Annotated in this window: 24 protein-coding genes; 12 read left to right on the plus strand and 12 right to left on the minus strand. The window is 69.3% G+C overall.

The window, feature by feature from the left end:
• Positions 1-62 precede the first annotated feature (62 nt).
• Positions 63-374, plus strand: coding sequence for a polyhydroxyalkanoic acid system family protein (locus A6A40_RS11825; RefSeq protein WP_063635569.1), 312 nt, complete (start codon positions 63-65; stop codon positions 372-374).
• A gap of 54 nt (positions 375-428) precedes the next feature.
• Here the strand turns inward: A6A40_RS11825 and A6A40_RS11830 are convergent, their stop codons facing one another.
• The 3 genes from A6A40_RS11830 to A6A40_RS30980 are packed head-to-tail and all read right to left on the minus strand — an operon-like array spanning position 429 to position 3,520.
• Positions 429-1,454 carry a site-specific tyrosine recombinase XerD gene (locus A6A40_RS11830; protein ID WP_082860794.1) on the minus strand — a complete coding sequence of 342 codons (1,026 nt, stop codon included), beginning with the start codon at positions 1,452-1,454 and terminating at the stop codon, positions 429-431.
• Between the two features lie 4 nt (positions 1,455-1,458).
• Complete coding sequence (locus A6A40_RS11835) at positions 1,459-3,399, minus strand: hypothetical protein (RefSeq protein WP_063635571.1); 1,941 nt, start codon at positions 3,397-3,399, stop codon at positions 1,459-1,461.
• On the minus strand, positions 3,380-3,520 hold the full coding sequence (locus A6A40_RS30980; protein ID WP_167331734.1) for a hypothetical protein: 141 nt from the start codon (positions 3,518-3,520) through the stop codon (positions 3,380-3,382). Before A6A40_RS30980 ends, A6A40_RS11835 begins: the two co-directional genes overlap by 20 nt.
• A 410-nt stretch (positions 3,521-3,930) precedes the next feature.
• Here A6A40_RS30980 and A6A40_RS11845 point away from each other — a divergent pair, with 410 nt between their 5' ends.
• The 5 genes from A6A40_RS11845 to A6A40_RS11865 all read left to right on the plus strand — a co-directional run bounded on the left by A6A40_RS11845 (position 3,931) and on the right by A6A40_RS11865 (position 7,754).
• Positions 3,931-4,578 carry a shikimate kinase gene (locus A6A40_RS11845; RefSeq protein WP_167562473.1) on the plus strand — a complete coding sequence of 216 codons (648 nt, stop codon included), beginning with the start codon at positions 3,931-3,933 and terminating at the stop codon, positions 4,576-4,578.
• Between the two features lie 51 nt (positions 4,579-4,629).
• A complete protein-coding gene (aroB, locus tag A6A40_RS11850) occupies positions 4,630-5,775 on the plus strand; it encodes a 3-dehydroquinate synthase (protein ID WP_063635573.1) in 1,146 nt (381 codons plus the stop codon).
• A gap of 133 nt (positions 5,776-5,908) precedes the next feature.
• Positions 5,909-6,391 (plus strand): SRPBCC family protein, encoded by a 483-nt coding sequence (locus tag A6A40_RS11855; RefSeq protein ID WP_082860795.1) that lies wholly within the window; start codon positions 5,909-5,911, stop codon positions 6,389-6,391.
• A 166-nt stretch (positions 6,392-6,557) separates the two neighbouring features.
• Positions 6,558-7,019, plus strand: a complete 462-nt coding sequence (locus tag A6A40_RS11860) for a CBS domain-containing protein (protein WP_063635575.1) — start codon at positions 6,558-6,560, stop codon at positions 7,017-7,019.
• Positions 7,020-7,133: 114 nt separating this feature from the next.
• Positions 7,134-7,754, plus strand: a complete 621-nt coding sequence (locus tag A6A40_RS11865) for a DUF2889 domain-containing protein (protein WP_063635576.1) — start codon at positions 7,134-7,136, stop codon at positions 7,752-7,754.
• Between the two features lie 69 nt (positions 7,755-7,823).
• Here A6A40_RS11865 and A6A40_RS11870 read toward each other — a convergent pair whose 3' ends face one another.
• The gene (locus tag A6A40_RS11870) at positions 7,824-8,303 is read right to left on the minus strand and encodes a ribbon-helix-helix domain-containing protein (RefSeq protein WP_063635577.1); all 480 of its coding nucleotides are present in this window, start codon (positions 8,301-8,303) and stop codon (positions 7,824-7,826) included.
• Positions 8,304-8,555: 252 nt separating this feature from the next.
• Positions 8,556-8,831, minus strand: coding sequence for a BolA family protein (locus A6A40_RS11875; RefSeq protein ID WP_063635578.1), 276 nt, complete (start codon positions 8,829-8,831; stop codon positions 8,556-8,558).
• Between the two features lie 197 nt (positions 8,832-9,028).
• Between A6A40_RS11875 and A6A40_RS11880 the strand changes: the two genes are divergently transcribed.
• The 4 genes from A6A40_RS11880 to cobT all read left to right on the plus strand — a co-directional run bounded on the left by A6A40_RS11880 (position 9,029) and on the right by cobT (position 13,146).
• Positions 9,029-9,613, plus strand: coding sequence for a DnaJ domain-containing protein (locus tag A6A40_RS11880; protein WP_063635579.1), 585 nt, complete (start codon positions 9,029-9,031; stop codon positions 9,611-9,613).
• 74 nt (positions 9,614-9,687) lie between these two features.
• Entirely contained in the window at positions 9,688-10,692 is a 1,005-nt protein-coding gene (cobS, locus tag A6A40_RS11885; protein WP_063635580.1) for a cobaltochelatase subunit CobS, read from the plus strand.
• Positions 10,693-10,785: 93 nt separating this feature from the next.
• Positions 10,786-11,169 (plus strand): GxxExxY protein, encoded by a 384-nt coding sequence (locus A6A40_RS11890; protein WP_063635581.1) that lies wholly within the window; start codon positions 10,786-10,788, stop codon positions 11,167-11,169.
• A 105-nt stretch (positions 11,170-11,274) separates the two neighbouring features.
• The gene (gene cobT, locus A6A40_RS11895) at positions 11,275-13,146 is read left to right on the plus strand and encodes a cobaltochelatase subunit CobT (RefSeq protein ID WP_063635582.1); all 1,872 of its coding nucleotides are present in this window, start codon (positions 11,275-11,277) and stop codon (positions 13,144-13,146) included.
• 64 nt (positions 13,147-13,210) lie between these two features.
• Here the strand turns inward: cobT and A6A40_RS11900 are convergent, their stop codons facing one another.
• Both A6A40_RS11900 and A6A40_RS11905 read right to left on the minus strand, forming a co-directional pair.
• Positions 13,211-15,229: an adenylate/guanylate cyclase domain-containing protein gene (locus A6A40_RS11900; protein WP_236783654.1), complete on the minus strand. Its 2,019-nt coding sequence runs from the start codon at positions 15,227-15,229 to the stop codon at positions 13,211-13,213.
• 136 nt (positions 15,230-15,365) lie between these two features.
• Positions 15,366-16,838, minus strand: coding sequence for a M48 family metalloprotease (locus tag A6A40_RS11905; RefSeq protein ID WP_236783655.1), 1,473 nt, complete (start codon positions 16,836-16,838; stop codon positions 15,366-15,368).
• 76 nt (positions 16,839-16,914) lie between these two features.
• On the opposite strand from A6A40_RS11905, the gene A6A40_RS11910 reads away from it, so the two are divergent.
• Positions 16,915-17,763, plus strand: a complete 849-nt coding sequence (locus A6A40_RS11910; protein WP_063635585.1) for a thermonuclease family protein — start codon at positions 16,915-16,917, stop codon at positions 17,761-17,763.
• Positions 17,760-18,644 (plus strand): cytochrome c, encoded by an 885-nt coding sequence (locus A6A40_RS11915; RefSeq protein WP_236783656.1) that lies wholly within the window; start codon positions 17,760-17,762, stop codon positions 18,642-18,644. Before A6A40_RS11910 ends, A6A40_RS11915 begins: the two co-directional genes overlap by 4 nt.
• A gap of 54 nt (positions 18,645-18,698) precedes the next feature.
• Here A6A40_RS11915 and ptsP read toward each other — a convergent pair whose 3' ends face one another.
• From ptsP to A6A40_RS11940, 5 genes are all read right to left on the minus strand, one after another.
• The gene (gene ptsP / locus A6A40_RS11920) at positions 18,699-20,558 is read right to left on the minus strand and encodes a phosphoenolpyruvate--protein phosphotransferase (protein ID WP_082860797.1); all 1,860 of its coding nucleotides are present in this window, start codon (positions 20,556-20,558) and stop codon (positions 18,699-18,701) included.
• Complete coding sequence (locus A6A40_RS11925) at positions 20,548-20,850, minus strand: HPr family phosphocarrier protein (RefSeq protein ID WP_063635586.1); 303 nt, start codon at positions 20,848-20,850, stop codon at positions 20,548-20,550. Before A6A40_RS11925 ends, ptsP begins: the two co-directional genes overlap by 11 nt.
• An 11-nt stretch (positions 20,851-20,861) precedes the next feature.
• Positions 20,862-21,260 carry a PTS sugar transporter subunit IIA gene (locus tag A6A40_RS11930; RefSeq protein WP_042690507.1) on the minus strand — a complete coding sequence of 133 codons (399 nt, stop codon included), beginning with the start codon at positions 21,258-21,260 and terminating at the stop codon, positions 20,862-20,864.
• A gap of 122 nt (positions 21,261-21,382) precedes the next feature.
• The gene (rapZ, locus tag A6A40_RS11935; protein ID WP_063635587.1) at positions 21,383-22,384 is read right to left on the minus strand and encodes an RNase adapter RapZ; all 1,002 of its coding nucleotides are present in this window, start codon (positions 22,382-22,384) and stop codon (positions 21,383-21,385) included.
• Entirely contained in the window at positions 22,381-22,884 is a 504-nt protein-coding gene (locus A6A40_RS11940) for an HPr kinase/phosphorylase (RefSeq protein ID WP_063635588.1), read from the minus strand. The genes rapZ and A6A40_RS11940 overlap by 4 nt, the downstream gene beginning before the upstream one ends.
• Between the last annotated feature and the right edge of the window lie 199 nt (positions 22,885-23,083).

Below are 23,083 nucleotides of genomic sequence, written 5' to 3' on the forward strand. Positions count from 1 at the left end.
AAAGGCGCGTCCGCGGCGTTACCCTTGTCCATTCGATCCCGTGCAGTGCGGAGCCGCCGACGATGCCCAAGCCCCTGACCCTGTCCATCCCCCATTCGCTCGGCCGGGCGGAAGCCAAGCGCCGGCTGGTCGACGGCATGGGCGAGGTACGGGCCCGTCTCAGCGCCGTGTCGGCCAGCGTCGAGGACAGCTGGACCGACGACCGCCTGAACTTCCGCGTCGTGGCGCTGGCCCAGACCATCGCCGGCCACATCGACGTGCTGGACGACAGCGTCGAGATGGAGGTTCAACTCCCTTGGGCGCTGGCCCTGCTGGCCGACAAGATCAAGACCAAGGTGTCCCACCAGGGTACGCTGATGCTGGAGAAGAAGTAAGGATCGGCTGGGGAGGTATCGGCTTCGATTGCCCCCACCCCATCCTTACCTCCCTCATCCCTCCGAAGGCTCTTCCACCTTGCGGCGGGCGAGCGGGTGGTGATCGTGCATGACCTTCTTCAGCCGTTCCGTCACCACATGGGTGTAGATCTGCGTCGTCGCGATGTCGGCATGCCCCAGCATCTTCTGGACGGAGCGCAGGTCGGCGCCATGGTCCAGCAGATGGGTGGCGAAGGCGTGGCGCAGGACATGGGGGCTGACCTTCTCGGGGTCGATGCCGGAATCGATGGCCAGCTGCTTCAGCAACTGGGCAAAGCGCTGGCGTGTCAGGTGCCCTTCGCCGGAGCTGCGTGACGGGAACAGGAAGGGGCTGTGCCCGGCCTCGGCACCTGCGGCCGGCGGAATGAAGTGGCCGCGCAAGGGGATGTAGGCGGCCAGCGCCGCCAGCGCCGGGTCGGACAGCGGCACCATCCGCTCCTTGCCGCCCTTGCCGCGCACCAGCAGGCCGCGGCCGTCGCGCATGATGGCGGTCATCGGCAGGCCGACCAGCTCCGACACGCGCAGGCCGGTGGCGTAGAGCACCTCCAGCAAGGCCACCAGCCGCAGCCCCTCCGGCCCGCCGCGCGCCTCGGCGGTGGACAGCATGGCGCCGACCTCCGCCTCGGTCAGGATCTTGGGCAGCGGCCGGCCCTGCTTGGGGCTGTCGAGCGGCGAAGCGGGATCGTCCACACGCCGTCCTTCCGACAGCAGGAAGCGGTAGAACTGCCGCATCGCCGACAGCCGCCGCGCCACCGTGCGCGGGGCGCCGTCCTTGCTCTGCACCGCCAGATAGGCCCGCAGATCCTCGGTGCCGGCCCCCTCCAGCGCCACGCTGCGCTGGGCGAGCCAGCGGCCGAGGTCGGCGAGGTCGCGCTCATAGGCCAGCCGCGTGTTCACCGCCGCGCCGCGCTCCGCCGTCAGCATGTCGAGGAAGGCGTCCAGATGCGGGGAGGCGGCGAGCGGGCGCGGCTTGCACGGCCGGCCCCGGCGCTTGGCGGGACTCTTGCTGGCGGTCATCGTGGTGACAGGCTTTCCGGGCATGAGGTCATTGCGCGCCCCGTTCGGAAAGAGCGGGATCGGCAGCGGTGGGACCGGCGATGGCCGCCATCGCCTCGCGGGCAAGCGCACGGGCGTCCGGCTCCAGCCCGACCGCCTTCAGGTTGGCGGCCACCCGTGCGGTGACGACCGGCGGCAAGCCGGCCGGACCGGCTTCCCCGAGCAGGAGCAGGGCGGCGACCACCGTCTCGCCGACCCGGCCGCCGGCGGAGGCATCGCCCAGCCGCTTCCACAGCGCCGGATCGACGCCGGCATCGCTGCCGCTGGGCGGACCGGCGCCGTCGGTGACCTTCATCCAGACCTCGTCCGCGATGACGATGCCGGTCGCCTGGAGCAGGGCCAGCTGGCCGGCGATGCGGCTGCGGGCGGACGTGTCGGCACCACGCAGCGCCTCCTCCAGCCAGGCGGCCAGCGCGCGCGGGTCGTCGCCGCCACGTCCCGTCGCCGCCACGGCCAGCGGCCACAGCCAGGCGGTGTCGGCGCTCCGCCCGCTGCGCAGGGCCAGATCGTGCCAACGCCGCGCCTGATCGAGCCGGCCCTGCGCGTAATAGAGCCGGGCCGCGGCCGGGGCCAGCGCCGCCGCGTCACCGCTCGGCGACACGGTGTCGAGCAGCCCGGCCGCCGCGCCGCCGACCGGCCCGGCGCGCAGGCGCGGGTCGACCAGCTCCACCGCCAGGGAGGCCAGCGCGACGCGGCGCTGCCCGTCCATCGCCGCCGCCATCGCCTGATGGACCAGGGCGCGGGTGCGGGCGCCGCGGTCGCGCCGGGCGATGTCCCTCACCCGCAGCAGCTCGTCACCCGATGGCGGCACCTGGACATAGAGGTCGAGCAGCTGGCGGGCGTCGAGGAACAGGGAGGCGGCCGCCCGTTCCCCGGCCGCGGCTCGGGTGGCGGGGTCGGTGGACGGGTTGGTGGCGATGGCCGCAAGGGCCGGCGGGGTGTCGAGCGGCAGCCGGTCGGGCGGAACCCCGATCCGCGCCGTCCGCATGGCGGCCAGCGTCAGCGCCAGCCCGTCGGGATCGCCCTGCAGGACCAGCGAACGGGCAGGGGGCGGGGCTGCGCCGGCCAGCGCCTCGGCCACCATCATGAACGGGTCGGAGCGGCGGGCACCGCCGCTGCGCAGGCTCGCCATCGCCTCGTCCGTGCCGGTACGGTTGCCGACGCGGGCGTGGCAGAACAGCGCCAGCCGGGTCCAGTAAGCGGAGGCGAAGCTCTTGCCGCGGGCGAGCGCACGGGTGCAGTCCAGGCCGCCGCGCACCAGCTCCGCATCGGTCAGCGCCCTCGCCGCCGCCTCGTCCGCCGCCAGCGCCGCCGGAAGCAGGGCCGCCAGATCGGCCGCTGCGGCGGGATCGCCGATCCGCGCCAGCTTTTCGATGCGGAGCGCGCCGAAGCGGCGGAACGGCGGAATCTCTCCCTCCGCCACCTCCGGCGACCCGGCGCTCAGCAGAAGCCGACGTTCCAGCGCCTTGACGGCAGGGGAGGGCGTATCGACCGGAAGAGCGGCGATCAGCGGCAGAAGCTCCGCCCGGCCGACGCCGCGCCAGGGGTCGGCGCCCAGCCCCTGCAACCCGCTCAGCGTGCCTGCCCCGTCCGGATCGGGGGCGCCCAGAGCCTCGCGCGCGACCGGCGCCGGCCGCGCCACCACCGGAGAGACAGGCGGCGGCCGGGTGACCGCGGGCGGATAGGCGGGAACGACGACCGGCGCAGGCGTGGCGACAGGCACCGGTATGGGAGCCGGCGCATCCGTTCCGGCGTCGGGCGTCAGCCGGACCGGCGGACCGACGATCTGCGCCGCGGCGGGCGCCGGCCAGCCCGCTGCCGTCAGACCGGCCGAGAGCAGTGCGGCCAGCAGCAGGGACGCCGAAAGCGGGAAGCCCGAATGCGGAACAGTCCCGGCCGATGGTCGGGGTTCAGCGCGGGAAGCGCTCATCCGGCAGTACCTTCTCCACCGTCTTCGATGGAGCCGGCAGGTCCCACGAGGCGAGGAAAACCATGCCACCGGCGATCACCAGCAACAGCAGGACGATGAGGATGGAGAGAAACCGGCTCATGGCACCAAGGACGCGTTGTGTCGGGAAACAGCGGATCGGAGCGGAGCTACCACGCCCGGCGGTCGCAGGGCTTGGGACAAGCAATGGCTTTTCTGCTAAAGCATCCGCACCCCGGCCGCGGCGGTGACCGGCGACCGGGAGCACCGCCGACGGAGAGACCGTTCGGCGGCGGCGCAGTGTAGCCACAGGTTGGACCGCCGCGCAACCCGCCCTCCTGGCTTTCCGGGCCGGCTTTCAGGACCGGCTTTCCGGAAGGGAGGCCGGGGAGCGCGCTTGTGCCCGCCAGCTTTCGGCGGGTATGAGTGTTGTCTGTTTCAGCGGCATGACGGCTGTCCCGCAGGATCGGGCGGACAGCGGAGTTGCGGGTACGGGTGGCGGATCAGATGGACGTGATGGGATTGCACAAGGCGATGACGGCCCTGCTTCCGGAGACTGGAGCCGGAACGGCGGAGGACAAGGCACCGCTGCTGCCGCGCACCGTGGTTCTGGTCGGCCTGATGGGCGCCGGCAAGAGCGCCATCGGGCGCCGGCTGGCGACACGGCTCCACCTGCCCTTCCGCGACGCCGACACCGAGATCGAGGCCGCGGCCGGCTGCACCATCGCCGAGATCTTCGCCCGCGACGGCGAGCCGGTCTTCCGCTCCGTCGAGCGCCGGATCATCACCCGCCTGCTGAAGGACGAACCGGTGCACATCCTGGCCACCGGCGGCGGCGCCTTCATGGACCCCGACACCCGCGCCGCAATCCGCGAGCATGGCCTCTCGGTCTGGCTGCGCGCCGACCTTGACGTGCTGGTCGCCCGCACCGCGCGGCGGACCCACCGCCCCATCCTGAACCAGGGCGACCCACGCGCCATCCTGGGCCGGCTGATGGAACAGCGCTATCCCGTCTATGCCGAGGCCGACCTGACCGTGGTCAGCGACGAACGCCCGCCGGACGTGACGGTGGAACTGGTGATCGACGCGCTGGAGGCTCATTTCGGTGTCCAGCTCCCCCACCGCCAGGGCACGGGTCATGGCCCGCGCGGCGGCCGGACCGCCAAGGCCGACGCTCCCTGAGGACCGGTCCACACACCCTTTCCTGAACCTCCAGCTTCGCGGACTGCCCCGATGACCTCCATCTCCGCCGCCCCCCCGGCCGCACTCGACACCGTTCGCCTGGAGCTGGGCGCCCGCAGCTATGACATCCTGGTCGGCGACGGCGTGCTGGCCGACGCCGGCGAGCGCATCGCCGCCGTCACCCGCGGCCGGGCCCCCATCGTCGTGACCGACGCCAACGTGGCACCGCTGCATCTGGACACGCTGAACGCCGCGATGCTGGCGGCGGGCATCGCGCCGCAGCCGGCCATCGTCCTGCCGGCCGGTGAGAAGACGAAGGACTTCGCCCATTTCCAACAGTTGATGGACGACATCCTGGGCCGTGGAATCGAACGGTCCACCGCCCTTCTGGCGCTGGGCGGCGGGGTGATCGGCGACATCACCGGCTTCGCCGCCGCATCGGCCCTGCGCGGCATCGACTTCATCCAGGTGCCGACGACGCTGCTGTCCCAGGTCGACAGCTCGGTCGGCGGCAAGACCGGCATCAACAGCCGCCACGGCAAGAATCTGATCGGCGCCTTCCACCAGCCCCGGCTGGTCATCGCCGATACCGCAACGCTGGACACCCTGCCGCGGCGCGAGGTTCTGGCCGGCTATGCCGAAGTGGTGAAGTACGGCCTGATCCGCCAGCCCGACTTCTTCGCCTGGCTGGAGCAGAACGGCCGGCGTGTCGTCGATGGCGACAGCGACGCCCGGCGCCATGCGGTGACCGTCAGCTGCCGCGCCAAGGCCGACATCGTCGGCGTCGACGAGCGCGAGAGCGGCGACCGGGCGTTGCTGAACCTGGGCCATACCTTCGGCCATGCGCTGGAAGCGGCGACCGGCTTCGGCCAAACCCTGCTGCATGGCGAGGGAGTGGCGATCGGCATGGTGCTGGCCTTCGACCTGTCGGTCCGGCTGGGGCTTTGCCCGGCCGAGGACGCGCGGCGCGCCCGCGCCCATCTGGCCGAGGTCGGGCTGCCGGTGCGCCCGGCCGACATCGCCGGCGTCGCCTGGGACGTGGACGGGCTGGTGCGGTCGATGGCCAAGGACAAGAAGGTGCAGGATGGCCGCATCACCTTCATCCTGGCCGACCGCATCGGCAACGCCTTCACCCGCCGCGACGTCGATGCCGCCGCCGTCCGCGCCGTGTTGGAAGAGGCGGTGACCCCGGCCTGATGCCCGCACCGCTTCAATCGTGCATTTGCAGATAATCAGTCTTTCGCACAATAGCGGCCCTCGCCGTTGCCCGCCCATACTCCCGGCCAGGACCGCGGCCGTCCCGCCGCGGCACAGAACGGGAGGATGGGTGATGAAGGCGATGATTGGCATAGCCGCGGTGCTGATGTTGGCCGCGGCACCGGCCCTGGCGCTGGAGGTGCGCGAGCAGGCGACGATCAAGGCGCCGATCGAGCAGGTTTGGACTCAGGTCGGCCCTTTCTGCGCCATCGCCAACTGGCATCCCGCCGTGGAAGGCTGCACCCTGCGCAAGTCCGGCGGCAAGGAGGAGCGCGACATCGCCCTGAAGGGCGGCGGCGCCATCCAGGAGCGGCTGATGTCCGTCTCCGCCGCCAAGCACCGCCTGCGCTACACCCTGCTGAACGGACCGCTGCCGGTGAAGAACTACAGCTCCACCATCCGGCTCAGCGCGGTGGATGCCCGCACCACCCGCATCACCTGGTCCTCCAGCTTCCAGGCCAGCGGCGCCCCCGACGCGGAAGCGCGCAAGGTCATCGCCGGCATCTACACCAGCGGCATCGAAGGGCTGCGCAAGCAGCTTGAGTCCACCCAGTAAAGCCGGCGGACGCCAAAGCCAACCCAGGCACATGTAAAGTTTTTAACAATCAGTTCTATTGACTATCCGTGCTTCTGCCTGACAGGATCGGCATACCGCGCTGCGAAATCGCGGTCGAGTGCATCGTTCGTCCACAAAACCTGCAATCATGAGGGAGATGGGACACATGCCGACACGCCGACTGATGCCGGACGTCATCAAGAATCAGGAACTGACCTGCCTGCCGCCCGGAGCAACCGTGCGCGATGCCGCCACCCTGATGGCGGAAAAGCGCATCGCCGCGGTGCTGGTAACCGAAGGGCGGACGCTGAAGGGCATCGTCACCGAACGCGATATGACCACGCGCGTGGTTGCCGCCGGACTCGACCCCGACACCACGCCGCTGTCGGCGGTCATGACCGCGGATCCCGACACGCTGGAGCCGTCGGCCACGGCACTGTCCGCGCTCGACCTGATGGAACGGCGCCGTTACCGCCACCTGCCCATCGCAATCGGCGGCGAAGTGGTGGGCATGGTGTCGATCCGCGACCTGTTCGCCGTCGTCCGCGCCCATCTGGAGGACGAGTTGCGCAACCGCGAAGCCTACATGTTCGGCTCCGGCTATTCGGCGGAGGCCAGGCTTGGCTGACCGGAAGGCTGACCCATAGGTAACGCTGCGTTGCGGCGGGGTCGGGTTGACCGGGCGCCCGGCCCCGCCGATAGTCGAGGGTGAGCCATCCTCACTGCTGAACTGGAAAGCCCGATGCCCGCGCCCTCGCTGTCCGCCCCCGCCGCGCGCGAGCCGATCCACACCCGCCGCGTCACCTGCCAGGGGTTCCGGCGCGCCGATGGGCTGTGGGACATCGAGGGACATCTGACCGACGTCAAGAGCTATGGCTTCCATACCGAGGAGCGCGGACATTTGGAGCCGGGAACGCCGATCCACCAGATGTGGATGCGCCTGACCGTCGACGACACGCTGACCGTCCAGGCGGTTGAGGCGGTCACCCAGCACAGCCCCTACAATGCCTGCGGCGCCATCACGCCCCAGTTCCAGAAGCTGGTCGGCCTGCGCATCGGTCCGGGCTGGACCCGTGCGGTCAAGGACCGGCTGGGCGGACCGAAGGGCTGCACCCATCTGGTGGAACTGCTGGGCCCGCTGGCGACGACGGCCTTCCAGACCGTCTACCCGATCCTGGCCCGCGAGGCGGCAGAACGGGCGAAGGCGGCCGGCAAGCCGCCACACGACGACGGCAAACGGCCGGTCCTTCTGAACATGTGCCACATCTTCGACAGCAGCGGAGACGTGGTGCGCAAGAATTGGCCTGCCCACTACACCGGGGACCGAAACGAAGACGCCACCCGCGAGGAAGCGGCGGAGTAGGCATCGCCGCATCGGAAAACAGCTGGGGGGCAGGCGGACTGACGGCGGCGGCCGGGTCGCCCCGCGCCGTCAAGCCTCCAGGTGAGTGCCAGGCGAGGCGGATTGGCCGCCGGGGGTGGGAAAGCTGCCGCCCGCCGCAACCGAGGATTGGCCGCCGTCGACATCATCGACAGCAGGCAATTCGAATGGCGTGCCGACGAACGGATCGCTGCCGCCATGGCCTGCACGCAGATGGCCATCCTCCGTGCAGGCGCGCCGGTAATAGGACGCGATGAAGACACGCACGGCCGATGTCAGGGTGACGTCCGCTTCCTCCGGGTTGATGCCACGGCGGCGAGCCTGCTCCTCGATCCGTTCCTTGATCTGCGTGCAGAGACGATTGACGGTCAGTCCTTCCCGACGGCCGATATCCTCCAGAGCATCCCACATCGACGGTTCCAGCCGCATGCTCGTGCGATGTCCGCCGATCATGATGTTCTGGCTTCTCAACGGCTCCACCCCCGCCTGTGGGGTGTTCACCCGCTTTTTCTTCGGCCCACGCTTCGCCATCCGCAGCCCCTTCCACGAAGCCGCCGGCGGACATGCGAAGTTTGTGTCCACCACGGCGCGATAAATGGTTGCATATATCGCACTTTACTAAACGCAGCGGGAATTGCAACCACGCACGCGCCTTCCATTCTTACAACATTTCCATAAATCTCCTCTTGGTTGCATTCATATGTATGTAATTTCAGCCCCTCAACCGCGCGTTATTTGAGGTGCGGCAGACGAGTGTTGATGCGGGAGGCGGCGCCCCTGCCGTCAGGCTCCTGCTTCGCCGGGAGCGTGGGTGGTCAGGCCCAGCGCATGCACCCGCTCGCGCAGTTCGTCGGCCAACAGGGCATAGACCATGCGCTGGCGCTCCACCCGCGACTTGCCGGTGAAGGCGGGGGAGACAACGGTAACGTGGAAATGGGTCTCGCCCGCGGCGTCCGCGCCGGCATGGCCGGCATGGCGGGCGGAGTCGTCGACGACCTCCAGACGATCAGGCGCCAGTCCGGCGGTCAGCTTCTCGCGGATGCGGGTGGCGTATTCCATGGCGGGGGTCCCGGTATTTATCGCATGAGCGGTGGGGGGGGGCAGTCGCCGGAGGAGCGGCTCCCCAGGGCGATCGGCACCAGAAAGGAGAAGGTGCGATTTTCCGTCTGTCAAGCGTCGCAGCCCGCGCGTTGCGGATGACGGAAGCCCGATTCGGCATGCTTGCCAGAGGCATCGGCTCTTCCCATACTTGCCCGATGACCAGGAACCGCACCCGCTCCAGTTACGACAGCTACGCCGCCCCGCGCGCGGCCACCCGTGTGTGCGACCATCCCGATTGCGTCGCCGCCGGCGAATACCGTGCGCCGAAAAGCCGCAGCAGCCTCAACGAGTATTGGTGGTTCTGCCTGGATCATGTCCGGGAGTACAACCGCGCCTGGGACTATTATGCCGGCATGTCCACCGACCAGATCGAGGCGGAGGTGCGGCGAGACACCACCTGGCAGCGGCCGAGTTGGCCGCTCGGCAAATGGGCGACGCAGGAGCGCTTCATCCGCGACCGCGTGGTCAACGGCTTCAGTTTCGAATTCGGCCATGAGGCCGGCAAGACGAAGGACGAGGAAAAGGCGCATCGCCGGACCCAGGCCCGCACCGAAGAGGAAAAGGCGCTGGCCGTCCTGGAGTTGGCGCCGCCGGTGGACTTCACCCGCATCAAGGCACGCTATCGGGAGCTTGCGAAAAAGCATCATCCCGATGCCAACGGCGGCGACAAGGCTGCGGAAGAACGCCTGAAAGAAATCAATCAGGCCTACAATACGCTGAAAGCCTGTTATGCTGCCTGAACCCCCGTTGGCGGGCCGGGTCAATCCCGCGGCCGCTGGACAACCGACACTCGCTGGAACGTAAGAAACCACCCATGGCTTCCCAAGGAGCGACCCAGGCCAGCTCGGCCCTGTTCGACCACAAGCCCGACACGACGGTCTCGGTGCGTGAGGTCTTCGGCATCGACAGCGACATGCAGGTGCCGGCCTTCAGCCAGCGCTCGGAGCATGTGCCCGACCTCGACAGCGCCTACCGCTTCGACCGGGACACCACTCTGGCCATCCTCGCCGGCTTCGCCTACAACCGCCGCGTCATGGTCCAGGGCTATCACGGCACCGGCAAGTCGACCCACATCGAACAGGTCGCGGCCCGGCTGAACTGGCCCTGCATCCGCGTCAACCTGGACAGCCACATCAGCCGCATCGACCTGATGGGCAAGGACGCCATCGTTCTGCGCGACGGCGTGCAGGTCACCGAATACCGCGAGGGCATCCTGCCCTGGGCCCTGCAGCATGCCTGCGCCCTGGTGTTCGACGAGTATGACGCCGGCCGTCCCGACGTGATGTTCGTGATCCAGCGCGTGCTGGAGGTGGAAGGCAAGCTGACGCTGCTCGACCAGAACCGCGTCATCCGTCCGCACCCGGCCTTCCGCCTGTTCGCCACGGCGAACACCGTCGGTCTTGGCGACACCACCGGCCTCTATCACGGCACCCAGCAGATCAACCAGGGCCAGATGGACCGCTGGAACATCGTGGCGACGCTGAACTACCTGCCGGTCGACGCCGAGATGAAGATCGTCCAGGCCAAGGTGAAGTCGTACGACGATGCCAAGGGCCGCGACACGGTGGCCTCGATGGTGCGTCTGGCCGACCTGACGCGCGCAGGCTTCATCAACGGCGACATCTCCACCGTCATGAGCCCGCGCACGGTCATCACCTGGGCCGAGAACGCGAAGATCTTCAACGATGTCGCCTTCGCCTTCCGCATCACCTTCCTGAACAAGTGCGACGAGGTGGAGCGGCCGACGGTGGCCGAATACTACCAGCGCTGCTTCGGCGTGGAGTTGCCGGAGACGGGGGTCCAGGCGAACCTCGTGTGACGTGTCCGAGCTGCGCCCCGCGCTTCGGTGAAGTCGGGGCGCAGCACACAAGGATTCGCACGGATTTCACGGATTAAAACACGGATTTCACGGATGAAGGTGAGCCTGGGCGCCGATCTCGACCGCTTGACCGAGCGGGTCATCGGCGCCGCCTTTGCGGTTCATGCCGTATTGGGCCATGGGTTTGCCGAACAGGTCTATAAAAAGGCGCTGTTTCGTGAGTTATCCGACGCCGGTTTGACGGTTGCCACGGAAGTGCCTTTCAAGGTGCTTTACAAAGGTGATCCCGTCGGCAGCTATTTTGCGGATCTCGTGGTCGAAAAGCGGCTGATCGTGGAATTGAAGGTTTGCGAGGCTTTGATCCAAGCCCACAGCCGCCAAGTCCTGAACTATCTGCGGGCAAGCGGATTGCCGGTTGGGCTTCTGTTCAACTTCGCCGGACCTAGCCTTACGGTCAAGCGAGTGCTGGCACATTAGAAAATCCGTGAAATCCGTGCCCAAATCCGTGAAATCCGTGTCAATCTTGCCCGCAGTTCTCCGACCTTGTACGAAGCCGGTACCACAACCCAAAGACGCCCCGCGATGACCACCCAGAACGACACCCCCGTCGAAGCCTTCAAGCGGTCCACCACCGCCACGGTGCGCGCCATGTCCCGGCGGGCGGAGGTGCAGGTCGGCTTCTCGTCCGATCCGCCGGGGCTGTCGGGACAGCGTGTGCGGGTGCCGCTGCCGGCGCGCGACCTGAACCCGGTCGAGGTCGCCAAGCTGCGCGGTGCGGCAGATGCCGTGGCGTTGCGGCTGCGCCATCACGACGCCGCGGTGCACGCCCACCGCATGCCGCTGGGCGATGCCGCGCGCCAGGCCTACGACGCGCTGGAGCAGGCGCGCTGCGAAGCGCTGGGCAGCCGCGACATGGCCGGCGTCGCCCACAATCTCGAAGCGGCGCTGGACGACCGCTACACCCGCCAGGGTCTCGACCGCGTCGAGGACCGCGGGCAGGTGCCGCTGTCGGAAGCGCTGCGGCTGATGGCGCGCGAGGCGATGACCGGTGCCGCGCCGCCGCCCGCCGCCGCCCATGCCGTCGACCTCTGGCGCCCCTGGATCGAGGAGCGGCTGGGCCGGGACATGAAGGGGCTGGCGAATTATGCCGGCGACCAGGAAGCCTACGCCAAGGCCGTGCGGCGGCTCCTGGCGGATCTCGACATGGAGGTCGGTCAGGAAGCCGACCAGGAAGAGGAGGAGGACCAGCAGACCCAGTCCTCCGAGGATGAGAATTCGCCCGAGAGCGGCCAGACCCGCGGCCAGGACGAGGACCAGTCCGAGTCCGAATCCATGGCCTCTTCGGAAATGCAGGACTCGTCGGAGGCCGGCGACAGCGCCGAGGAGGGTGCCGGCGAGGAAGGCGACATGGAGATGGGCGAGGGCGAGGGGGCGGAGGAGCCCGCCGGCCCCGGCCAGCCCTGGCGCAACGACGCCAACCGCCGCAACGAACCCGATCCCAACGCCTACAAGGCCTTCACCACCCAGTATGACGAGGTGGTCGACGCCGCCGACCTCTGCGACCCGGCGGAGCTGGAACGGCTGCGCCACCTGCTGGACCAGCAACTGCTGCATCTGCAGGGCGTGATCTCCAAGCTGGCGAACCGGCTGCAGCGCCGCCTGATGGCCAAGCAGCAGCGCTCCTGGAACTTCGACCTGGAGGAGGGCATCCTGGACGCCGCCCGGCTGGCCCGCGTCGTCGCCAACCCGGTGCTGCCGCTCTCCTTCAAGGCGGAGAAGGAGATGGATTTCCGCGACACGGTGGTGTCGCTGCTGATCGACAATTCAGGCTCCATGCGCGGACGGCCGATCTCCATCGCCGCGATGAGCGCCGACATCCTCGCCCGCACGCTGGAGCGCTGCGCGGTGAAGGTGGAGGTGTTGGGCTTCACCACCCGCGCCTGGAAGGGCGGGCAGGCGCGCGAGGCCTGGGTCGCGGCCGGCAAGCCGCCGCATCCCGGCCGCCTGAACGACCTGCGCCACATCGTCTACAAGGCCGCCGACATGCCGTGGCGCCGCGCCCGCAAGAATTTGGGCCTGATGCTGCGCGAAGGCATCCTGAAGGAGAACATCGACGGCGAGGCGCTGCAGTGGGCGCACAACCGCCTGCTCGGCCGGCCGGAACAGCGCCGCATCCTGATGGTGATCTCCGACGGCGCACCGGTGGACGACTCCACCCTGTCGGTGAATGCCGGCAACTATCTGGAACGCCACCTGCGCCAGACCATCGAGCAGATCGAAACCCGGTCGCCGGTCGAGCTGGTGGCGATCGGCATCGGCCATGACGTGACCCGCTACTATCGCCGCGCCGTGACCATCGTCGATGCCGAGCAGCTGGGCGGCACCATGATGAACAAGCTGGCCGAGCTGTTCGACGAGGATGACCGCCGCGGTGGCCGTCGCAGCTGGCGTTGACGTAAGGATAAAGGTGCGGTACTTTCAGCATTATCAATGGATTAGCTGGAAAAGCCAGCCCAATTCAGGGCGTATCCTTACCTGCAAGCACCGGCTTGATGCCCTCTCCCCCTCCGGGAGAGGGAGCCGGAAATGGGGGCGCGGTTCCACCTGTCGGCGCCGCCGCCTTCGCAACGTCCTTCCTTTCATCCTCCGGCACCAGGCGCCAGAGCTCGGTCATCCCGGTGCGGCCACGAAGCGACCTGCCGCCTTGGCGGACCAGCGGAACGGCGTCCTTGCCCTTGGCGGCGGTGACGCCGCTGGTCAGCACGATCACCTCGGCGTCGCCCTGGAGTCCGCCCGACAGCTCCTCGATCCTGGCGGCGACATTCACCGTATCGCCGACGATGGTGTAGTTGATCCGGCTGTCGGAGCCGATGTTGCCCACCACCACCGGGCCGCTGTGCAGGCCGACGCGGACATGGATCGGCGCCCGGCCGGCGGCGACCCGGCGGCGGTTGTCGGCGCGGATAGCGTGGTGGATGGCCAGCGCGGCGCGCAGCGCACGGACGGCGTGGTCCTCCTGCGCTTCCGGCGCGCCCCAGAAGGCCATCAGGGAATCGCCGATGAACTTGTCCACCGTGCCGCCTTCCGCCTCGATGCAGGCGGCGAGCAGGGTGAAATGCTCGTTCAGCAGGGCGGCGGTGTCGGCGGCGGCCATATGCTCGGCCATGCGTGAGAAGCCGCGGATGTCGGTGAACATCACCGTCACCTCGCGCTGGACGGAATCGAGCCCGCCCTCGGTCTCGCGCTGGCGCATCAGCCGCAGGACCAGCGCCTTCGGCACATAGGTCTCGAACCAGCGCAGGCCGGCGACCATCGCGTTGAAGGCGGTGGCGGCGCGCGCCATCTCGCGCAGCCGGGAATCCGGCAGGTCGGCGATGGTGCGGAACTCGAAGGCGCGGACGCGGTCGGCGGCCTCGGCCAGCCGGGCCACCTGCCGGCTGATCCGCCGCCCGACCAGCAGCGCCACCCCAACCGACACCAGCAGGATGGCGAGCCCCACGGCGCCGGTGATGTAGAGTCGGCGGATCTCGACGCCCATCTCGCCATCGCGATAGCCGATGCCGATGATCCAGTCCTGCTGGCCGTATCCCGCCATGCTGCGGGTCAGGAACATGTAGTCGCTGCCCAGCACGCGCACGCCGCGCGCCTCCACCCGCTTCTTAAGCGACTGGACCGGGACGCCGCTGGTCCACAACGCCGCCAGCGCCGGGTCGTCAACCTGATCGATCCGCGGCAGCGGCGGCCCGTCGAGCTTGCCGGAAAAATCAAAGCTGCGGCCGACCAGAGCCGGATGGGCCAGAACATGGGTCTGATCGTACAGCACGAAGGCGTTCAGCCCCTGCTCCACATACAGCACCGACAGGAAGCGCGACAGGTCGCCCAGCGACACGCCGACCGCCACCTGTCCCAGATAGCGGCCGTCGCGCCGCACCGGCTGGTACAGCGTGAGGAAACTGTTCTGCGCCTCCTTCAGCCAGCGTGGATCGGCCCAGGTGGCGGCGCTGCGGTTGGGACCGTCCAGGACCTCCGGCGGAATGTCGCTCCCGCCCTGCATGTCGAAGGGCTCGGCGATGAGGTCGCCATTCAGCCGGGCGACCCGGACGCCGGTCAGGTCCGGGCGGATGAAGGCCAGCCCGGTGACGTCCGGCGCACCGGCCAGCGCGCCGCGCAATGTGTCGGTCATCGCCGTGCCGTCAATCGCGCGCAGGTCGCCGCGCTCGACCAGTCCGGCGACGAAGCGCGCCATCTCCCGCGCGGGATCGAGCTGGTGGCGCACCCGCACCTCCACCCCGGCGAGCGCGAGGTCGGCCTTATCATTCAGCAGGGCAAAAGTGTTGGTGCTGGCGCTGACCAGGCCCAGGATCAGGACGCTGGCGACCGCCGCCAGCATCAGCGACCCGAAACCGGCCACCAGCACCGCGGCGATCGGCAACCGCAGCCGTCGCCGTCTGGCCGGCTCAGGCGCCAGCGTCGCCCGCGTCTTGCTGCCCGCCTGCCCGGCCCGCTTGGCGGCCGGCGCCGGAGCGGGCAGAGGCAACTGTACGCGTGCTGAGGGACTGTCGGGCATGCGGCGCAGCCTACCTGCCCGTACGTTCCGGAGCAACCCGCCGGACCGTATCCTTACGCGGATTTCATGCGGTCACGCTGATGTCTGCGGGCATCCTCCTCCGCCCCTATTCGCCGACGATCACCTTCACCCGCTGCCCCGGCTCCAACGGCGTGCCGGGCGGGAGGTCGTTGATGATCCGGAACAATTCCTCGGCATAGGGCTCCTGCGGCATGCGGCGGACGAAGCCGTCGACGCTGTCGCCGGGCTGCACCGTCGCCACCTGGACGCGGCGGGGGCGGTAACGGGCCGCCTCCTGCGCGGTCAACCGATGGAAGCTGTTGGCCGTCGCCTGGAAATCCGTATCGAAACGAGCCAGAGATCCCGCGGGCGCCAGGAAGGTGAAGCGGTACATCCGGCCGTCCGGCATGCGGATCGCCACCAGCCTTATGTCGGCACTCTCGCCCTCCGCCTCGCCATGGGTGGTGGCTGTGGCGGCGGGCATGCCGCCGATGGTGATGCGCTGGAGGTTGGACAGGGTGGCGCCTTTTCCCCACACTCCGGTCAGGAAGGATGCCGGGTCGGAGACGCCGGCCGCCGATCCGCCATCGAAAGCCATGGCGGCACCGTTCTGCCCCTTGGCGACCACCTGATCCGCCCCGTTCAGCAGGGAGTAGCCCTTCGGCACGGTGAAGGCGATGCCAAGCTGCGGGTGGGCGAAGCCCCGGCCGCGGACATAGCCGTTCTCCGGGCTGTCGCCATAGATCATGCCGTCGACCGCCGCCAGGTAAGGATCGCGCGGGCGGGCGCCGCCCTGCGGGATGGCACGGGCAAGATCGGCGGCGCGGCGTATGCGATCCTCGGTCGCCGGGTGGCTGGCGAAGAAGTCGAAGCCGCCCGCTCCCTTGTTGCCGGAGCGCAGGCCGTCATACTGGCTGTCGCGGCGCAGGGTCTCCAGGAAGGTGGCCATGGCGAAGGGATCGTACCCGGCACGCCGCAGCGTTTCCACGCCGAGCTGGTCGGCCTCCAACTCCTGCTCGCGCGAATAGCTGGCGACCACCGCGGTGCCGCCCAGCCCTGCCAACTGCGCCAGCGTGTCGTCGCCGAAGACCAGCCCGACCCCGGCAGCCAGGATGCCGGCGATGGTCTGCCGGGTCTGGCGCTGCGCCGAATGGCGGGCGGTGACGTGGCCGATCTCGTGCGCCAGCACGCCGGCCACCTCCGCCTCGTCCTTCGCCAGGGCCAGCAGGCCGCGGGTGACGTAGACATAGCCGCCGGGCACGGCGAAGGCGTTGACCACGTCGCTGTCCAGCACGGTGAAGGTCCAGGGTTCGCGCGCCCGTGCCGTGGTGGAGGCGAGCTTGCGGCCCAGCTGATCGACATAGCCCTGCAGCCGGGCATCCTTCACCGCTCCGCCGAACCGGGCCAGAATCTTCGGATGCTCCTGCGCGCCCAGCGCGGCTTCGTCGCCGGACAGGACATTGTCAAGCAGCCCGGCCCGTGCGGGGGCGGGAGCGGTCAGGGCGGGCGCCGTGACGGCCAGACAGAGGGCTGCCAGCGCGGCACGGAACGGCTTGCGGAAGGGGGCGTGGATCGGCATACCGGTCAAAACCCCGCCCGGCGGCGGTTGTTCCGCAAAGACGGCGATCTCCATGCGACCTGTCCCGCTCCCGCTCGTGAGCCTGCCGGTCCTGCTGCTGGGCTGGATGCTGCTGGCCGGCGCCGCGTCGGCGGAGCCGTTGCGCGTCACCGCCGTGCTGGACGGCGACACGCTGGAGCTGGAGGACGGCCGCCGCGTCCGGCTGGCGGGGATCGAAGCCGCCAAGCCGCCGCGCACCGCCGACCCGGCCGACGGCCGCGTCTGGCCGCTGGCGGAAGCGGCGACCAGGGCGCTGTCCGAACTGGCGCTCGGCCGCCGCGTCGTCCTGCACGGCCCGGCTCCGGTCGACCGCCATGGCCGGCTGCTCGCCCATCTGGTGCGGGAAGACGGGCTGTGGCTGCAATCGGCCCTGCTCGTCCGCGGGCTGGCCCGCGTCCACACCCGTCCCGACGCCCGCGCCTATGCCGCCGAACTGCTGGCCGGCGAGGATGAGGCGCGCACCGCCGGCCGCGGGCTCTGGCGCAGCCGGGTCTATGCGGTGCGGGACGCCGGCGATCCCGACGATCTCGCCCGCGACCGCGACAGCTTCCAACTGGTGGAAGGGGTGGTGCTGGCCATCTCCAAGAGCGGCGGCGAGGCCTGGCTCGATTTCGGCGCCGACTGGCACAGCGACGTCACCGTCCATATCGGCCGCGCCGCGATGCGCGAGGTCACCCGCGCCGGCATCGACCCGCTGTCCTTGGAAGGACGGCGTGTGCGCGTGCGGGGCTGGATCACCCTGCGCAATGGCCCCATGATCGAGATCACCCACCCCGAACAGATCGAGCGGCTGGAACGGGAGGCAACCGCCTCCACCCGGCATGGTCCCGGACCGGGCGATGAGGATCTGTGGGACGGGAACGACGCGGAGGACGAACCGGAATGATGAAGCCGTCGATTGCGCGCATGCTCGGCTCCATGGTCGGAGGCCGGGCCGGACGCCTGCTGGTCCCCCTGTTTCTTATGCTCGCCGCCTTGCCGTTTCATCCGGCACTGGCCACCGGGCCGGCGCTGACGATCGCCGTCGCCGGATCCGAACGGGTGTTCGACCGCGACGCCCTGCTGGCCCGCCCCGACATGGTGACCGTCGACATTCCCGCAGACATCTCCTATGGCCGCCCGATGAGCTACCGCGCCGTGCCGCTCGCCAGCCTGCTCGGCACCGGAGAGTTTCCGCCCGGCACCGTGCTGGAAGGAGTGGCTTCGGACGGATTCACCGCGCAACTGCCGCCGGAGCTGTGCCTGCGCACCGGTCCCGACGGTGCCGTCGCCTTCCTCGCGGTGGAGCCGGCCGACCGGCCGTGGCCCAACCTTCCGGGCAAGGAGGTGTCGGCCGGTCCCTTCTATCTGGTGTGGGTACGGCCGGAAGCCTCGGGAGTGCGCAGCGAGCAATGGCCCTATCAGTTGGCCCGCATCGTCGCTTCGGACGATCCGCTGAAGCGCTGGCCGCAGCTGGCGGTCGAACCGGCGCTGGCCGCCGACTCGCCGATCCGGGCCGGACAGACGGTGTTCATCACCCAATGCATGGCCTGCCACACCCTGAACGGCGCCGGCAGCGCCGCGATGGGGCCGGACCTGAACCGGCCGATGAACCCGACCGAGTATCTCACGCCGGCCGGGTTGAAGAGGCTGATCCGCGACCCCCGATCCGTCCGGACATGGCCGGGCCAGCAGATGCCGGGCTTCGATCCGGCGATGCTGAGCGATGCCGATCTCGACCGCGTCATCGCCTATCTCGGGCATATGGCGGGGCGGAAGGCGCCGTGACGAAGGAACCATGGGAGGGGACTTCCGCCCCATCCCATGGCCGCGACCGGAACATCACAGGATGGCGTTGAAGTCGTCCAGCAGCGTGGCGATCCGCCCGCTGTCGCTCTGGTCCATGATGACGCGGGCGCGCCGGCTCGCCTCCATCAGGTCGAGCGAACGGATCCGCTTCTTCACCGCCGGAACCGACAGCGGCGCCATCGACAGCTCGCGCACGCCCAGCCCCAGCAGCAGGGCGGAATAGCGTGGGTCGCCGGCGATCTCGCCGCAGACGGACACCGTGATGCGCGCGCGCAAGGCCGCCTCGATGGTGAACTGGATCAGCCGCAGCACCGCCGGATGCAGCGGGTCGTAGAGGGTGGCGACCTGTTCGTCGGCGCGGTCGATGGCCAGCGTGTACTGGGTCAGGTCGTTGGTGCCGATGGCGAAGAAGTCGGCGGCATAGGCCAGCGCGTCGGCCGACAGGGCCGCCCCCGGCACCTCCACCATCACGCCCACCGGCGGCAGCGGGTCGGCGATGGCGACACCGCGGCGGCGCAGGCGGCGGGCGACCTGGCCCATCATCTCCCGCACCTTCTGAACTTCGGAGACCGACCCGATCATCGGCAACAGGATGCGCAGCGGCCCGTGCGCACCGGCGCGCAGCATGGCGGCCAGCTGGGTTTCCAGCAGCTTCGGTTCGCGCAGGCCCAGCCGGATGGCGCGCAGGCCGAGCGCCGGGTTGGCCGGCTCGCCATAGCGCCCGGCCATCCAGCCGGCCAGCTTCTCGCCGCCCAGATCCATGGTGCGGGCGGTGACGGTGCGGCCGCCCATCCCCTCGATCATGGTGCGCAGCACGGCGTACTGCTCATCCTCGTCGGGCAGATGGTCGCGGTTCATGAACATGAACTCGGTCCGCAGCAGGCCGATGCCCTGGGCGCCATGCTCCAGCGCGTGATCCAGGTCGCGGGGCAGCTCCAGGTTCGCCATCAGCGTGATGGAGGTACCGTCGCGGGTGACGGCGGGCAGCTTGCGCAGGCTCTTCAGGCCCTGGCGCTCGCGTTCGCGCGCGGCCCGGCGCTCGCCATACTCCGACAGCACCTCGGTCGAGGGATCGATCAGGACGCGGCCCTGCAGACCGTCGACGATCACCGTCACGCCGTTGCGCACCCCGGCCAGCAGGCCGGGCGCGCCCAGCACCGCCGGCAGGCCGAGCGACCGGGCGAGGATCGCCGTGTGGCCTTCCGCGCCGCCCAGCACGGTGGCGAAACCGCCGACGACGGCGGGGTCGAGCAGGGCGGTGTCGGCGGGGGTCAGTTCCTCCGCCAGGATGATGCTGCCGGGGGGCAGGTTGCTGAAGGCCCGGAATTCCTGCTTCATCAGGTTGCGGGTCAGCCGCCGTCCGACCTCGCGGATATCGTCGATGCGGCCGGCCAGATAGGCGTCGTCCATGCCGGCGAAGGTGGCGGCGATGGCGGTGATCTCCGCCTGGATGGCGGCCTCGGCGTTGACGCGGTCCTGCTTGATGCGATGCTCCACCCCGCGGGTCAGGCGCGAGTTGGTGACCATCGACAGGTGGGCGTCCAGCAGGAAGCCGATCTCTTCCGACGCCGAATCGGGCAGCACCAGCGCCTTGCTCTTCAGCTTCTTGATCTGGCGCCGCGCCTTGGCCGCCGCCTCGTTGAAGCGGGCGACCTCCGCCTCGACGGCATCGGGGGCGACGGTGTATTCGGGGATGGAGACGGCACCGCTTTCGACCACATGGGCCGGGCCGATGGCGATGCCGGGCGACACGCCAAGGCCGCGCAGGGCACGCGCCGAACCGCTCCCCGAACCGCTCAACGATTCGGGCGTGGGGACGCCGCCGGAGCCGCCGCGATCGGGACCGGCCACGGGGCCGTTGGCCGCGCCGGTGGAGGACAGGTCACTCTTCATCGAACTTGCGGTTGATCAGGTCCAGGAGGGCATCCATCGCCGCGTCGGCATCGGCGCCGGTCGCGCGCAGCTCCACGCTGGTGCCGGGACCGGCGGCCAGCATCATCAGCCCCATGATCGACTCGCCGGACACGACGGATTCACCGCGGCGCACCGAGATTTCGGCGTCGAAGGTGGCGACCAGCTTCACGAACTTGGCCGAGGCGCGGGCGTGCAGGCCACGCTGGTTGGTGATGGTGGCGGTCCGGCGGATTTCTCCGTCGGCGGGCGCCGTTTCGTCGGGGTGGCTCATGGTGGGCGGCTTCAGTCCGACAGGAGGGTGGAGGCGACGTTGATGTATTTCTGCCCGGCGTCGCGGGCGGCGATCACCGACTTGTCGAGCGGTTCGGTCTTCCGCACGCTGGCGAGCTTGATCAGCATCGGCAGGTTGACGCCGGCGATCACCTCCACCTTCGCCTTGTCCATGATCGAGATGGCGAGGTTGGACGGCGTGCCGCCGAACATGTCGGTCAGCACCACGACACCCGACCCGTCATCGACCTCCGCCACCGAGTTCAGGATGTCCTGGCGGCGCTGTTCCATGTCGTCGTCCGGACCGATGCACACGGCCCGAACCTGCTGCTGTTCGCCCACCACATGGAACAGCGCGGCGATGAACTCCTCGGCCAGGCGCCCGTGGGTGACAAGAACCATACCGATCATGGGACATCCTTCAAGGTTGGGTCCTCCCCGGAGACCTGGGCGAGAACCGCTGCCGGAAGGCAACGGCCCGCATCGCATCTGGATCGTTGGTTGGACGTATGGTCGTCAAGGTGCAATTTGCATCATCCCAGATTGCCGGCCAGATTGCCGGCCGGATTGCCAGCCAAGGGTCCGGTCTGGCTGCCGGGCGGCCCCGCGGTGCGCAGACCCAGCCGGTCGAGCTCCCGGTGGCTCAGGCTGACCCGCAGCCTCTGCTCCTTCAGCCAGGCGGCCAGCCGTTCGGCGATGAAGACCGACCGGTGCTTGCCGCCGGTGCAGCCGATGGCGATGGTCAGATAGCTCTTTCCTTCCTGGTTGTAGCGGGGCAGCAGCGGGCGCAGCAGCTCCGTCAGGTTCCGGAAGAAGGCGGGGAAGTCGGGGTCGCTCTCCACCCGTGCCGCGACGGCCGGGTTCAGGCCGGTCAGCGGCCGAAGCTCCGGGTCGTAATGCGGGTTGGTCAGGAACCGCACGTCGAAGACCAGATCGGCTTCGCGCGGAAGACCCTGGCGGAAGGAGAAGGAGGTCACGAACACCTGCAGGGCTGCCTGGGCGTCACGCCGGAAATGCCCGGACAGGATGCGCCGCAAATCATGAATGGACAGTTGCGTCGTGTCGATCGTGACGTCGGATTCCTCCTTCAGCGGGAACAGCAGTCCACGCTCGCGCTGGATGCCGTCGGGGACCGTCCGGTCCTCCGCCAGCGGATGGCGGCGGCGGGTCTCGGTGAAACGGCGCTGCAGAACCTCGTCGCCGCAATCGAGGAAGACGAGACTCACGTCGAGGTCGGCACGGCCACGCAGTTCCGCCAGCTCGTCCAGGAAGCTCTGCGCGGAAAAGTCGCGGGTCCGGCTGTCGATCACCAGGGCCAGGGGCCGGCGCTTCGGGTCGGCCTGCCGGAGCAGGGCCGGGACCAGCGACAAGCGCAGATTGTCGACCGCCTCGTATCCCAGATCTTCCAGCGCCTTCAGCGCCACCGACATGCCGGCCCCCGACAGCCCGGTGACGAGTACGACCCGGCCACGGGCCGCCGGACCGTTGACCGGCGCACTGGTGGCGGGATCGGGCGGCAAGTCGGACAGGATCATGGCGCGACCGGACCGGGCTGAATCTGAACTGAGTGGCCCGGGCCAGGCTGGACAGACAGGCCGGCTGGCACCCGCTCCAGCCGGCCGCCGCGCAGGCAGGCGGCGGCAAGCCGGATCTTGGCGGGGGTGGAGGCGTCGAAGGCGTGCAGGCCCAGCCTGGGAAGGGCGATGCCCATCAGCATCTCGGTCTCCGCCTGCGGCAGGCGTTCCACCTCGTCGCGCGGCACCAGATCGACGATGAGCGCGACATCGGCCGACACGGCGGACGGCACCGGCAGGATGCCGACACCCCGCACCTCCAGCAGTCCGGCCAGCGCCGGCGGGGCGGAAGCGGTCAGCCGGCCGGACCCGGCGCGCAGCGCCACCCGGTCATCCGAGACCAGCCGGGCGCCACCGTCGATCAGTCGCAAGGCCAAATCCGATTTTCCGCGCCCGGACTCCCCGCGCAGCAGCACGCCGATGTCGGAAAGCAAGACGCAGGTGCCGTGAATCGTCACCATAGTCTGGCGAAGGTGAGACGTGGCGCAGGTTCTGTCAATGGAAACGGAACGGTGGCCCGACGGGTCAGGCGGGGAAACCTGACCGGTATCCCCCATCCGCTTCGGACCGTTCTTTCGGTGCGGATCGCACTCTGCCGGACCACGGGAGGAGACGGCCGATGAAGAGCCGCGATCGCAGAAGCGTTCCGCTTCCCGGCTC

This window comes from Azospirillum humicireducens, from assembly GCF_001639105.2.
In the GTDB taxonomy this organism is placed as follows: Bacteria; Pseudomonadota; Alphaproteobacteria; order Azospirillales; family Azospirillaceae; genus Azospirillum; species Azospirillum humicireducens.

Excerpts from the sequence above, each read along its gene's own strand:
- A6A40_RS11825 (WP_063635569.1), top strand. The coding sequence starts at position 63 with ATGCCCAAGCCCCTGACCCTGTCCATCCCCCATTCGCTCGGCCGGGCG.
- A6A40_RS11830 (WP_082860794.1), bottom strand. The coding sequence starts at position 1,454 with ATGCCCGGAAAGCCTGTCACCACGATGACCGCCAGCAAGAGTCCCGCC.
- A6A40_RS11835 (WP_063635571.1), bottom strand. The coding sequence starts at position 3,399 with ATGAGCGCTTCCCGCGCTGAACCCCGACCATCGGCCGGGACTGTTCCG.
- A6A40_RS30980 (WP_167331734.1), bottom strand. The coding sequence starts at position 3,520 with ATGAGCCGGTTTCTCTCCATCCTCATCGTCCTGCTGTTGCTGGTGATC.
- A6A40_RS11845 (WP_167562473.1), top strand. The coding sequence starts at position 3,931 with ATGACGGCCCTGCTTCCGGAGACTGGAGCCGGAACGGCGGAGGACAAG.
- aroB (WP_063635573.1), top strand. The coding sequence starts at position 4,630 with ATGACCTCCATCTCCGCCGCCCCCCCGGCCGCACTCGACACCGTTCGC.
- A6A40_RS11855 (WP_082860795.1), top strand. The coding sequence starts at position 5,909 with ATGAAGGCGATGATTGGCATAGCCGCGGTGCTGATGTTGGCCGCGGCA.
- A6A40_RS11860 (WP_063635575.1), top strand. The coding sequence starts at position 6,558 with ATGCCGACACGCCGACTGATGCCGGACGTCATCAAGAATCAGGAACTG.
- A6A40_RS11865 (WP_063635576.1), top strand. The coding sequence starts at position 7,134 with ATGCCCGCGCCCTCGCTGTCCGCCCCCGCCGCGCGCGAGCCGATCCAC.
- A6A40_RS11870 (WP_063635577.1), bottom strand. The coding sequence starts at position 8,303 with ATGGCGAAGCGTGGGCCGAAGAAAAAGCGGGTGAACACCCCACAGGCG.
- A6A40_RS11875 (WP_063635578.1), bottom strand. The coding sequence starts at position 8,831 with ATGGAATACGCCACCCGCATCCGCGAGAAGCTGACCGCCGGACTGGCG.
- A6A40_RS11880 (WP_063635579.1), top strand. The coding sequence starts at position 9,029 with ATGACCAGGAACCGCACCCGCTCCAGTTACGACAGCTACGCCGCCCCG.
- cobS (WP_063635580.1), top strand. The coding sequence starts at position 9,688 with ATGGCTTCCCAAGGAGCGACCCAGGCCAGCTCGGCCCTGTTCGACCAC.
- A6A40_RS11890 (WP_063635581.1), top strand. The coding sequence starts at position 10,786 with ATGAAGGTGAGCCTGGGCGCCGATCTCGACCGCTTGACCGAGCGGGTC.
- cobT (WP_063635582.1), top strand. The coding sequence starts at position 11,275 with ATGACCACCCAGAACGACACCCCCGTCGAAGCCTTCAAGCGGTCCACC.
- A6A40_RS11905 (WP_236783655.1), bottom strand. The coding sequence starts at position 16,838 with ATGCCGATCCACGCCCCCTTCCGCAAGCCGTTCCGTGCCGCGCTGGCA.
- A6A40_RS11915 (WP_236783656.1), top strand. The coding sequence starts at position 17,760 with ATGATGAAGCCGTCGATTGCGCGCATGCTCGGCTCCATGGTCGGAGGC.
- ptsP (WP_082860797.1), bottom strand. The coding sequence starts at position 20,558 with ATGAAGAGTGACCTGTCCTCCACCGGCGCGGCCAACGGCCCCGTGGCC.
- A6A40_RS11925 (WP_063635586.1), bottom strand. The coding sequence starts at position 20,850 with ATGAGCCACCCCGACGAAACGGCGCCCGCCGACGGAGAAATCCGCCGG.
- A6A40_RS11930 (WP_042690507.1), bottom strand. The coding sequence starts at position 21,260 with ATGATCGGTATGGTTCTTGTCACCCACGGGCGCCTGGCCGAGGAGTTC.
- rapZ (WP_063635587.1), bottom strand. The coding sequence starts at position 22,384 with ATGATCCTGTCCGACTTGCCGCCCGATCCCGCCACCAGTGCGCCGGTC.
- A6A40_RS11940 (WP_063635588.1), bottom strand. The coding sequence starts at position 22,884 with ATGGTGACGATTCACGGCACCTGCGTCTTGCTTTCCGACATCGGCGTG.